We start from the raw sequence: 12321 nt of genomic DNA, 5'->3' as shown, positions 1-12321 counted from the left end.
ATGCTGCTAAATTAGAGCAATTAGAAGTAGAAAATCGATACGGAGCGAGGCAATTGATAGTTATTACAGTTAATTATTGAAGAGTTTATCAATAATAAACCCCTCCAATTAATGAAGGGGTATTGTTTGTTTATTTTGTGGTTTTTATGAGACTTTTTCTACTTCCTTTTAGAGGACTTTAGTTTGGGTTTAAGGGTTGAGGCTGCACCTAGAGTTCCGAGACCAAGAAGGCTTAGGGCTGAGGTTGGTTCGGGTATATGTTTTGTTTGCAAGTTAAATTTATAGTTTTGTTTGATATTTCCTTCAATAATAACTTCTGGGAGATTGATAGTGACTGAATTATCAGTAAATGCTGTAATTGTTCCATCAGGTATCCCTGTCGTTTTTTCTACTCCTATAATCTTTCCTGGTTTATCAACCCAATCAAGATCGGAAATAATCCATGTCGTTGGATTAAATAAAAATTGGTCAATTGAACCATTAGTTAATGATAAAACAAACATAGAGTCTTGGATATCGATAGCAAAGGTGAGATTATCGAATTCTGTGCCATCACCTACTGTCCCAGTCTCTTCTAAAGCAGAACTGAAGATATTTGTATTAGGACAACCATCATCTGTAAAATTAGCACATACTGTTACTGTATCACCAATTAAAGATGCTATTGCAGAAGGTATATTTCCCAAACTTATCATTGTGATTGCCAGAATTGCATTTAAAAATTTAAAACTGCGAAAATTTCTCATAATATCTTTAAATCTTGAGTGAGTTTTGTTGTTATTTTGACTTTTCAGGCTTGCTCTTACCTCTGGTTAATGAAGAGATAATTGTAAGGTTTTTTTGATGGATTTTAGGATGCTTTTTCTGTCTCTTTCTGAGTTTTTTAGAGGGTTTGAGTTTGCTTACACCCCAATAATCAGACTCTAACCTATAGTATTTAGCAAACTTTTCATTTTTTACCTTGTTCCTTGTCTAAATGAATTTGTTCAGGCGTTTTGCTTACCTCGAGGATGGACTAAAAGATTGAACAATCATTTCTGAAATCAGAATATTTCTAACCACCCTAATAAAGCAATAAAAAATCAGAATTTTTACTGATTATTGAATCTTTAATATTGATACTAAATTAATATCATGTTCTACCTATTTATAATTGCACAGTAATCCCAATCCGATCGCTCACTTTTCTGTTCACTTTTCCGATCACTTACCTGTTCAAAATGTTCACTTAGCTCACTTTTCTATTCACTTTTCCGATCACTTACCTGTTCAAAATGTTCACTTACCCATAGGCCAGACAATATTCATCTTACTCCATTTCTGTCGGTGGTAGTTCTGTACTATTTTTTTGCCTCAACCTTCGATGCAAAGTTTTGACCCCCGATAATAATAACCCAATCACTACAAAAACAAGGAAAACTGCGAACACTGGTGCAGAAATCGCCAAAATTGACAACACCGAAGAACTTAATAACTCCATTGTGGAAACTCCAGGATTTGCAAATCCTCCGGTGAGAGTTGTAGATGCTAATCTGGTCACATCTGTTAAACCTTGCACTGTTCCAGCAGCACCCCCTCCCACGACGGCAGCGATCGTCCACTGTAGCATTGGACTCATCTCAGTTACGAATGAACTTGTGATGATTGTACCTGCGATAACTGCTGTGGGAGTAGCAACAATATCTAGTAGTTCATCTACCCAAGGAATATAGTAAGCTGCAACTTCTAAAAATGCACCAACTCCGAAAGCTATTGTTGCTTGTGGGGTGCCCATCCAGGCAAAATCAGAAGACAGTTGTAAATTTCCTGACTGTGCTGCAATACTCATAACTAAAGGAGGTACAAATATGCGAAAACCACAAGCTGCACTTAACCCTACACCTAGACAAATACCTAATAAAGTTTCCATAATTTTCTTCCTAATTTTTCCTCATAAAAACTGTTAATTTTGCTGGTGATTATTTAATAATTATTCATTACTTCAACATTTTTTCTGCTGATTGCAGATGTATAAATATATATTATCAAGATTGACAAATTATCTTTTAATGTTAATGTTTAAAAATAGTTTTAAACTCAATATAAATACCACACTGTTCAAGATGGTAAGATACAGTTTTATAGCAGAAGGAAGAAGACTTTAGTTATCTAGGAGAGAAAGAAAAATCTTGCTTTGTCTGAGTTTTAAGCTTTTGATATCTCAAATATAGTAATGGCGACTGCTATACATTAATCTTTAATCTTTATTTTCTCTTCCATGTTGCCTATTATACCATTTTCCAACAAGAATGTTACCAATAATTTGAGTAATTAAAAGACTTTTTTGGAGATGCCCTTTTGACTAAAAAGATAAGTTCCGACCTAAAAAATGATATCAAAGCCATTCATTCTGTACGTTGCCAACCCGAAAACTCCCCTACCTGACTCCTGACTCCCCCTCCTGGGAGCAGGGTCAATTTATTGTCACCCTGAGAAAAAGGCAGTGGAGGAGTAGGGGAGTAGGGGAGTGGGGGAGTGGGGGAGTGGGGGAGTAGGGTCAATTTATTGTCACCCTGAGAAAAATTGTATCCTTTGAAATTTCCTACATCTTGCTAGGATTAGTTAACCAAAAATATAGAGTTGTAAATATTCTCCCCAGGCAAAGAATTAGCCCTGACCTCCTGGGAGGGGTTAGGGGTGGGTTGACTCCTAAGAAATAGCCTAGCTATTTGTAGCAAATATTTATCAGACTGGTATTATCCCATAATTTTCATCTCATGCTGTATAAATAATCATCCTAACTGTTTCCTTTACCGAAAAATTGTGGGTATGCGCCTCCCCTTGGATAGGGGATAATAAGCGGTCGATCTTCGCAGCTTCCCGAAGGGTGGGATGGCGAGGTCTCGGAGCTGTCCGGCCATCGACTCCTGTGAAGAAAAATTTTCATGAATTTGTCAATCCTCTTCAATTTATTCTCAAGGAGAGGTAATTATTCATTATTCATTATTCATTATTCATTGTTGAAATATCAGTCAAGATGATAAAAATTTGACATAGTATTTTAAATATGATATAGACATATAATCTTGATTGATCGCCTACAAACATCATAATATCAAGAATTTGAAAATAAAGATTGACATAAAAGAAGATATATGATATAAAGAAGTATAAATTAGCCAAGCTCTTTGATGATAGTGATAGCTATAATTAAGCGCGATCGCTAATTATCTTAGACCAGGGTAAAGTTTTACTTGAATTGAATCTTGGAATAACTAGAGAAAGATAAACAATCATTCTCAAAAACTACAACTATATATTCATAAAACACAAAAAAATGTTTCTTATAAATTTACCAAGCTTTAAAAAAACAGAAAGAATAACGCTTTTAATCGCAATATATTAAAAACTCAACATATTAACATAAATTAATTGTGGAGACAGATGATAATGATAGGGCATTCATTAGAAATAGACGATCTAAAAAAAATTAATAGCCCGAAAAAAATAGTAGCCTTGTTTAACAAACTTAGCTATAATTTACAACTGGAAAATTTAGAGATTGAACAGCTAGAATTACCAACTTCTTGCAGTGGATATATTGATAATGTTTACAAAATTCATAGCGATGAAGAAGATAATTTAGAAATATTTTTGTTGGAGTTGTTACAAGCAGAATTTCAAACAAACCGTAAACTTCAAGAAAAAATAATAACTATTTCCCAAAATCTCCCTAAAAGCAAAAAAAAAAATTACTCATTTGTACAAAAAACTATCATCAGTTAGTAATAGTTGCTCTTCAGACAATAGAAAATATAAGTATCACAATTAAATGGTGGTTAATTGACTGTAAACATCCTACTTATTATGATACTTACTGGCTAGAAAAAATAACCCGAAATGATTGGGAATCTACAGAAGAATTTACCAATAAAGAACCTGTTGAACGTAGCTACGACCAAGATTTAGAACCGCCAACCGCAACATTTACTGAAGATTCCATTCAACTTTATCACAAAGAAATTAATAAAATACCTCGCTTGCGTCCTGAGGAAGAAATTAATTTAGCCCATCAAATAGATGAACTATCAGCTTTAGAACAAATTCGTGAAAAATTAGAGAAAAAACTGGAGCGATCGCCTAATGAAGCAGAATGGGCGAAAGCTGTAAAAATGAGTATACCAGAATTGCGCGATCGCCTCCAGCAAGGTAGACAGGCAAAAAATCAAATGGTAACAGCTAACCTGCGACTGGTGACATCAATTGCCAAACGATATGAAAACCGTGGGTTAGACTTCCAAGATTTAATCCAAGAAGGTAGTTTAGGATTAATTCGTGCCACAGAAAAATTTGACCATACAAAAGGCTATAAATTTTCTACTTATGGTATTTGGTGGATTAGACAAGCTATTACTAGAGCTATTTGTGACTATTCTCGCATCATTCGCTTACCAGTTTATCTCTATGAAACCATTTCCCAAATTAAAAAAACAATTAAACAGATATCAATAGAATGTTCTCTCCTTACTGCTGAAGAAGTCGCTACACGCATGGAAATGACAACAGAGAAATTACGATTTATTGTAGAATGCGCTCAAGAAACGTTATCTTTAGAGATTCCTATAGGTAAAGGAGAAAATACCATCTATAAGGAAGCGATCGAATTTGATGGAGAAACACCAGCAAAATATGTCTTTGAAAATTGCCTACAAGAAGATGTAGAAACTGTTCTCAACACTTTAACTGAACGGGAAAGAAATGTCTTACAAATGCGATTTGGATTGGATGATGGTCAAGAAAAAACCCTGAAAGAAATCGGTGATACTTTTAATTTAACGAGAGAAAGAATTAGACAAATAGAAGCTAAGGCATTGAAAAAGTTGGAAGACCCAAAACGTAATCGTATTTTGAGAGAATATCTTCTTTAGGAAATAATGTGGTGTTAGTTCAGCAACACCCACATCATCATTATTTTGGCTCAGGATGGTTGATTTCATCTGTCTGAGATGGCTTTGTAGTGTTCTGCTCCGTTTTAGTAGGTTGACTAGATTTCATTAAACCAGAACCATGCCACAGAAAACTGACAATCATTATTTTAGTTAATGCATTCAACTGCTCTAACTTTTCTTTGTTCATTGGTTGATTGATATAATTAGCTTGCATGAATTTTGAGCCAATATTTATTCTTTATAAACATTAACAAATCTTTCAATAGATATGCTGATAAATCCGGTCAGGGTAATTACTTAATTTAGAAAATTGATTATGGAGCGATCGGCTTTAGTACCATAGAATTACAAATAAGTATTTCAGCACACTTTGACATAATTAATTAACTACTACATTCTGCTTCAGTCTTAATACATGAAATTTCGGATTAGAATAAAATTGACAATTCTATTTTTCCGTATTTTTACTGAAATAACTGTGATTTATATTCTTGATTTAATGTGACTTATAGTATATATGCTATGTGATTTAAAACACAATATAAATTTTATCTAAAAGGTAAGAAATGTATAAATTAATATCAAATTAACTGAGGAATTTATAGCAATCCTCTTCATAGTTTTGTAGAAAATATTCACAGCATTATATAGCAATCAGGAATGATTTATGAGATATTTAATAACAATTAATATCGTTCAAAATCCTTTTATATTCTGACTCCTGACTCCTAACTCCTGACTCCTAATTAAAACTAAAATTTTACAACTGAAATATGATTGCTATAGTATGAGATAATAGGGGTAAAAATTTCATAATTTTATCTAAAAATTTAAAATTTTTTACAAATATTGCACAAATTTATAAATATCAGAATAAATAAGTAATGAGTAGTCAGTATTTAGGAGAAAGTCAATTCAGTTAACCTACTGCCGGAGGAACTTTCCTATGGGAATCCTGCGTAAACGTTAACAATTAGCCTCTTTACCGAATAATTAGGGTGTGCTGAAAAAGTCTTTTTGCTCTTTGTAGGAGACAGGAGACAGGAGACAGGAGACAGGAGAAATGGGAATGTAGAGGAGGTAGGAGCGGGCGTTTTGTCCCAAAATTGTTCTGCCCAACTCTTGCACAAAATGCTAGTTTTTTGAGCAATCTTTACCGAAAACAGACGCACTTTTTTCAAGCTAAAACAGCTAAAACCCTTATCTATCAATGCTTTTATATTTAATCAGCAAGCCCTAATTAATAATTAAATAATTAAATAATTCATGCCTTAAAGCCTCCCCTTTCAAGGGGAAAAAAATTTATTTTTTCCTTGAGCGTCAATCCTGTCCCTAAAAGGGAGAGGTTATCAGTTATCAGTTATCAGTTATCAGTTATCAGTTATCAGTTATCAGTTATCAGTGAACCTCCGACTGAAGTCGGAGGCTTGAAATACTGAACTAAATATTTTTTTCATCCCCTTAAAAGGGGAGGCACATACCCTCATTTTTTGGTAATTATCTATTATCCATTATCCATTATCCATTAATGAAAGAGGAACTACATTATCAGTACTTCCTCCAATAGGGAAGCGAGAAGATGCATAATTTTCTTTCTCTTGGTTGATTGGATATGGCTCCGAGACCTCGCCATCCCACCCTACGGGAAGCTCCGCTTTTTCCTAGATCATGCTACGCAAACATGTCAGCGACAGCCGTTAGCGGAGCTTTGCGAAGCGCAAAACGACCGCTTTTTATCCCCTTAAAAGGGCAGGGTTTAAACCAAAATTTTCAGTAAAGAAGAAAAGTACTCTAACTTAGATTGTGGTTATAAAACATCTTCCCACTATCAATAGTGAGGAATTAAATTCAGAAATATCTTCCTTCTTCCTGATTCCTTCTTCCTGATTCCTTCTTAATATTAAGAAGCAAAATATTTACCATATAAACTTGGATATCTTTCTTTTATCCAACCACCTAATCCTTTTCTTGGGTCTCCCTCAAGTTGACGTTCAAGAGCAGCAATAATACCCTCATCCATTACCTCATCTATTAAATCAAAAATAAAGATATTACAATCTTCTCCTCGTCTAGATTGAAATTTATTAGCATTCAAATCAATTCCTAAATAAAAATCTATTGCTCCCTCTGTCTCAATATCACTACCTACACCAATCATTAAAATTTTAATCTCATCTTGGCTATTGATATTAGAACAAGTTTTTCCAATAACATTAATAAATTCTTTACTATCATCAATTTGACCATCAGTATAGATAATTATAAAAGCACCTTTATCATCAGTTCTATTAGAAAACCACTGAGATACTGCCTCATTTAAAGTAGGAGCAATATAAGTAGAGCCACCAGGTCTATTTTCTTTAAAAGCAGCTTGTACTTGGGCAGCATCTCTAAGGTAAATAGTTTTAGTCGGTTGTTGATTTCGATTGAAAAAATATAAAGTTACCTCATCACAAATTATTCCATAATCATCATCTTGCTCTGACAGAATTTCAAATACATGACCTTGTACAGTTTCTTGAAGATATTGCCAACGATTTTTGTTTCCTGTAGTAGCATCAGATATTGTCATGGAACCACTACGGTCTATTAAAATAAAAACATCGCGATTGTAAATTTGTGGAATTGGCATATTTTTATCCTTTGGTAAGATTAATTCAGCAGGTTTTTGATAACTTATATTTTTGCAGATATATCTACATTTTTCTAATATTTTACCAAACTTTGCCACTATAAAAGGTATCATTCAACAATTAATAATTAATAATTAATAATTAATAATTAACAATTACCAAAAAATCGTGGTTTAAAGCCTGCCCTTTTAAGGGGATAAAAAAAAGAGAATTCCGTATTTTCTTGCCTCCTTATTGCAGAGGTACTGATAACTGTTAGCGTTTGCGTAGCATTCCGTAGGAAAGCTCCTCCGTTAGGAAGCTAACTGATAACTGAAATGACATCCTTCACTACCAGCAGAAATTATTTATCCAGAAAGTGACGGTAAATAGGGAATAGGGAGTAGGGTAGTAGAGAATAGTTAGGAGGAACGGAGAACAGAATTTAATTAGGAAGTAGTTGGATATATTTTTCCCTTAATTTTTCTGCAATTATTCTGCCTATGATGCTAATTTTTTCAGGGTTATGGAGTGAAAACCTGATACTTTTTTCAACCAAAAAAAGGCAGCAAACCAATATCAGTCAATGTTTTGAAATTTAATCAGCAAACCCTAATTATTAATGATTAATTATTAATTGTTGAACTACATCCATTTCAACCCCATTAAAAAATCAGCAATTCTCTGAGCTGCACCCGGTTTACCCATTCTCTGAATCCCATTTTTAGCAATTAATTGTAGTCTCTGTGAATCATTTAACAGAGACTTAACCGCATCTGCAACTTCTCTGGGGTGCTTGACCAAAGTCACAGAAATTCCTAAAAGACGACTTTGAGCTTCCGCAAAAGTAGATGTAAATTGAGGGCCATTGCCAGGAATAGCGATCGCTGGTTTCCCCAGACCAACAAACTGTTCCGTAGCAGTACCTGCCATAGCAATAGCTAAATTTCCCCGATGCACAAATTCTGGAAAAGCTTGTCGGTCTAAAATCAGACTAGCATTTTTATTCTGAGAAGTTAATTTCACAGGAAACTGAATACTTCCCTCTCCAGAAAAAAAGGTTGGTACAGGACGATCAACTGGCAGTTGTAAAATACTGTTTTGAGTATTAGTTCTAATCTCTCGTTCAGTCTGCCAATGATCAGAATTGAGGAGTGTAATAAAAGGTTCTAAGCTTAAGTTAGGAGCGATCGCCCCCAGAAACAAAAATTTTTGCTGTGGAAAAGTTTCTACTAACCCTGCAACTGCTTGAATAATAATTTCCCAATTCGCATAAGCTTCTGGAGAACGAGATCCAGGTAATAAAGTAATCGTAACTTGATGCTGCATTCCTAGTATTTCTGCATCAGAGCGATACATTGACAGCAGAGAATTTTCCAACTCTACACCATCCATCATCGGGTTTCCCACATAATAAGCTCGAATTGACTTTTTTCTGAGTATTTGTGCTGTTAGATTGTCTCTAGCAAGTACCGCTCTACACTTACTCCTACTCATTAACCAACATTCCCAAGGAAAGTAAACCGAACCTGACCAATGCTGAAAACTTTCTACCAAAGACTTGGACGGAAGTTTCCCAGTTTCATCTCGTATCAAATATTCTGATTTAGCAGTTCCTAAAAAAGCATAAGGTGCTCCACTCAACCAAGCAAATAATAAAGGTACAATATCACCAACTGCAAAGATAACTACTTGATGACCTAATTTAGTTTCGGAACTTACCCAATATTTTAATGCTTTGAGTTGAGTAAAGGTCATTTTTAATAAACCACCTTTGACATCTTGCCATAACTGTTGCCCATCCATATAGATAAATCCACCAGAAGGCATTCTTTGTCGGGGACCAATAATTGAGAGACGAGGTATTTTGGTATAAGCGTATCCTTCTCCAACTATAGGCAAGGCAGCAAGACTAGGAGGAAGAGGATATTTTTGTAATTCTTGTAAAATTTGAACTGCGATCGCGTCTTCCCCGTGACCATTACTAAGGCAAAGTATCTTCAAAGTCATAATTAAAATTCGGCGTTGCTGAATTACTGTATGATATTAATTTTAATTACTTAGGAGTCAACCCACCCCTCTCCCAGGAGGGGGAGGACCGAGTCAGGAGTCAGGAGGGAAGAAAGAAGAAGAAATGAGGAATAGAAGAAGAAAGTTTTTTTGAGCTGGCACATAACGCAAGTTAACGCTACGCGACAGGTCAAGCGCAGCATTCCGCATCGAAAATGCGGAGCGCGGAACGGAGTTCTATCCCGCTCTTATCCAGACATGATATCATACCTCAAATCACTAACGCCCAAAATTCAAACTAATAGTTCGTAATTGAAGCACCCTGAGAAGTAGTAGAAGTTAGGATAATATTTAGCATATCTACTAGCATTCAGTAGAAGGAGTAATCCTCTCAGAAGTCAGGAGAAAATTCTGACTTCTGTCTAAACCTAAACTCCTGAATATTAACTAGCTTATAGTCGTTTTCAGATAGACAGGACTTACGCATGAGGTACGAAAAACTAGGATTTGAGATTGCTTCCCTATCGGTCGCTTCGGACGAGAATACGTTGCAGGTGCGCAAGTCTTGATAGATAAACGACATACTTGCGTACCACAACCCTTCTCAGGATGTTCCATGGAATGTCCCTACTTAAAATGAAAACTGCCGTAATTCACTAATATAAAGAAAAATTGGGGAATAAAAATGAATATATTAAGAAACTTACAAGGGGGCAAATATACATTAGAACAAGAATTAGGAAGGGGGGGTTTTGGTATTACTATCAAAGCTACTCATAATTATTTAGGACAACCCGTAGTTATTAAGACTCTCAATGAGTCTCTACGTCAACATCCCAACTTTCAGGAATTTCAAAGGAAGTTTCAGGATGAGGCCAGAAGACTCGCTTTGTGTGTCCACCCTAATATTGTCAGAGTCAGTGATTTTTTTGTGGAAGATGGTCAACCTTACATGGTGATGGACTATATTCCGGGTACAACTTTGGCAGAAGTTGTATCTGATGGACAACCTCTACCAGAGGCGATCGCCGTGCATTATATTCGTCAGGTAGGGAATGCTTTGATGGTGGTGCATCAAAATAACTTACTCCACCGAGATGTTAAACCCCAAAATATTATGCTACGTCAGGGTACTAAGGATGTCATCTTAATTGACTTTGGTATTGCGCGGGAATTTATTGCTGGTCAAACTCAGGTTCATACTAATTTGGTTTCTGATGGTTATGCCCCTCCAGAACAGTATTTTGTTCAAGGAAAACGTACCGCAGCAACAGATGTATATGGTTTAGCTGCAACTCTCTATACTTTATTAACAGCACGACTGCCAATAGCAGCAATGAGGAGAGCGCAACAAGAAATCCCTACTCCTAGAGAATTACAGTCTCAACTTAGTCCTACTGTTAATCAAGCAGTGCTAAAAGGTATGGCAATGAATATTCAACACCGACCTGCAACTGTGGAGGAATGGCTAAAACAGTTATCAAATTCTACCACAACTGATTTACATTCAACTATCCAGGTTGTACCTCAACAGCATCCAGCTCATAATGTGGGAAATGGAAAAATTGCTACTACAAATATTCCTCCTACACAAAGACCTAAAGGAATATTGATGTGGGGTATACTCGGAGCGATCGCAGCCCTAACAGTAGGAACATTAGCAGCAATAATGTTCAATTCTCAGCCCTCTGATACTCCGCCTATTGTTCAAACTCCTGCACCGTCTCCCACGGTTAGGCCATCAGATATTGCTCAAACTCCTATATCAAAACCAACTGCACCTCCTACACCATCTCCACAACCTAATGATATGGAGCAATTGCCCAATTTTACTCCTACCCCATCACCATCACCATCACCATCTCCTGTTCCTGCTATAGTCAGACCAACCCCTACTCCTTCACCTCCAGTAGAAAAACCTACACCTATACCACCTACGGTTGAGCCAACTCCAACTTTAACTCCAACTCCAACTCCAACTCCAACTCCAGCTCAACCTCCCCAAGATTCAGTTCCTGACATACCTATAGATTTAATATTGCCAGATAATATTCCTTCCGATCCTATTGATAATTCTACTATTAGGGATCGGTTGCCGATTATTCGTGGCTTACCCCCAGGCACATTAGAAAGTAAAGTAATAGAATTATTGGGAAAACCTACAACAGTTAAAGAGCGTGGCTATTGGCCTAATACTAGGGCTGTGATTTATGATTTACTTCCTAATCAGATTACTTTAGGCTATATATATGATCGAGATTCCCGTCGCTTAAGACAAACTGAGTTGTCTGTAGCAGATGGTATAGATGACCTAATGGTAAGAACTGCTTTCATTAGTATGTTGAATTGGAGAATTACTCCAGAAATTAAGCAAGGACTACAGGATGTGCGAAACCGTAAAATTAATCGCTACGAGTTTAAAACAGGTAATCTCGAAGGTCTAATTGAGCGTAGTAGTAATGAGCGTATATACATTGGTGTTTGGGAAAATGATTTACATTAGAAATCTCCAGAACAGAAAGAATAGGGAGTAGGGGAGATTAAAGTAATTATAGAATTATAAACATATATTTAGAGATGATTTTAATAGTTTTGTGGAATGGGCAAGATGTCCATTCCTGATATTTTCGCTCAGGCAGGATACCCACCCCACTTATATTCATCCCGCCCCTCAGCAATGCCGTTCTACCGAACATGATATATAAGGTATAACCGGATTCTATAGAATCCCTGAGTGCTATCTTTGCACAGGTATATACTTTTGAATGCCG

Annotated in this window: 7 protein-coding genes and 1 pseudogene; 3 read left to right on the top strand and 5 right to left on the bottom strand. The window is 35.9% G+C overall.

The window, feature by feature from the left end; all coding sequences use genetic code 11:
- Positions 1-158: 158 nt before the first annotated feature.
- Positions 159-695 carry a hypothetical protein gene (locus F6K23_RS28250; RefSeq protein WP_293161953.1) on the bottom strand — a complete coding sequence of 179 codons (537 nt, stop codon included), beginning with the start codon at positions 693-695 and terminating at the stop codon, positions 159-161.
- A 614-nt stretch (positions 696-1309) separates the two neighbouring features.
- Positions 1310-1909, bottom strand: a complete 600-nt coding sequence (locus F6K23_RS28245) for a DUF4126 domain-containing protein (protein ID WP_293161951.1) — start codon at positions 1907-1909, stop codon at positions 1310-1312.
- 1520 nt (positions 1910-3429) lie between these two features.
- Between F6K23_RS28245 and F6K23_RS28240 the strand changes: the two genes are divergently transcribed.
- Positions 3430-3765, top strand: a complete 336-nt coding sequence (locus tag F6K23_RS28240) for a hypothetical protein (protein WP_293161949.1) — start codon at positions 3430-3432, stop codon at positions 3763-3765.
- Between the two features lie 200 nt (positions 3766-3965).
- A pseudogene (locus F6K23_RS28235) lies at positions 3966-4907 on the top strand (sigma-70 family RNA polymerase sigma factor); the annotation flags it as partial.
- Between the two features lie 40 nt (positions 4908-4947).
- On the opposite strand, the gene F6K23_RS28230 reads toward F6K23_RS28235, so the two are convergent.
- From F6K23_RS28230 to F6K23_RS28220, 3 genes are all read right to left on the bottom strand, one after another.
- The gene (locus F6K23_RS28230) at positions 4948-5142 is read right to left on the bottom strand and encodes a hypothetical protein (protein WP_293161947.1); all 195 of its coding nucleotides are present in this window, start codon (positions 5140-5142) and stop codon (positions 4948-4950) included.
- Positions 5143-6828: 1686 nt separating this feature from the next.
- Positions 6829-7674, bottom strand: a complete 846-nt coding sequence (locus F6K23_RS28225) for a VWA domain-containing protein (protein ID WP_293161945.1) — start codon at positions 7672-7674, stop codon at positions 6829-6831.
- Positions 7675-8185: 511 nt separating this feature from the next.
- Complete coding sequence (locus F6K23_RS28220) at positions 8186-9550, bottom strand: lipid-A-disaccharide synthase-related protein (protein WP_293161943.1); 1365 nt, start codon at positions 9548-9550, stop codon at positions 8186-8188.
- A 685-nt stretch (positions 9551-10235) separates the two neighbouring features.
- Between F6K23_RS28220 and F6K23_RS28215 the strand changes: the two genes are divergently transcribed.
- Positions 10236-12053, top strand: coding sequence for a serine/threonine-protein kinase (locus F6K23_RS28215; protein WP_293161941.1), 1818 nt, complete (start codon positions 10236-10238; stop codon positions 12051-12053).
- The last annotated feature ends 268 nt before the right edge of the window (positions 12054-12321 follow it).

The organism is Okeania sp. SIO2C9, from assembly GCF_010672455.1.
GTDB lineage: Bacteria > Cyanobacteriota > Cyanobacteriia > Cyanobacteriales > Microcoleaceae > Okeania.
This window is presented reverse-complemented; position numbering and strand designations above follow the sequence as displayed.

Bases quoted from the DNA above. Each gene is read 5' to 3' on its own strand.
- F6K23_RS28250 (WP_293161953.1), bottom strand. From the start codon at position 695: ATGATAAGTTTGGGAAATATACCTTCTGCAATAGCATCTTTAATTGGT.
- F6K23_RS28245 (WP_293161951.1), bottom strand. From the start codon at position 1,909: ATGGAAACTTTATTAGGTATTTGTCTAGGTGTAGGGTTAAGTGCAGCT.
- F6K23_RS28240 (WP_293161949.1), top strand. From the start codon at position 3,430: ATGATAGGGCATTCATTAGAAATAGACGATCTAAAAAAAATTAATAGC.
- F6K23_RS28230 (WP_293161947.1), bottom strand. From the start codon at position 5,142: ATGCAAGCTAATTATATCAATCAACCAATGAACAAAGAAAAGTTAGAG.
- F6K23_RS28225 (WP_293161945.1), bottom strand. From the start codon at position 7,674: ATGATACCTTTTATAGTGGCAAAGTTTGGTAAAATATTAGAAAAATGT.
- F6K23_RS28220 (WP_293161943.1), bottom strand. From the start codon at position 9,550: ATGACTTTGAAGATACTTTGCCTTAGTAATGGTCACGGGGAAGACGCG.
- F6K23_RS28215 (WP_293161941.1), top strand. From the start codon at position 10,236: ATGAATATATTAAGAAACTTACAAGGGGGCAAATATACATTAGAACAA.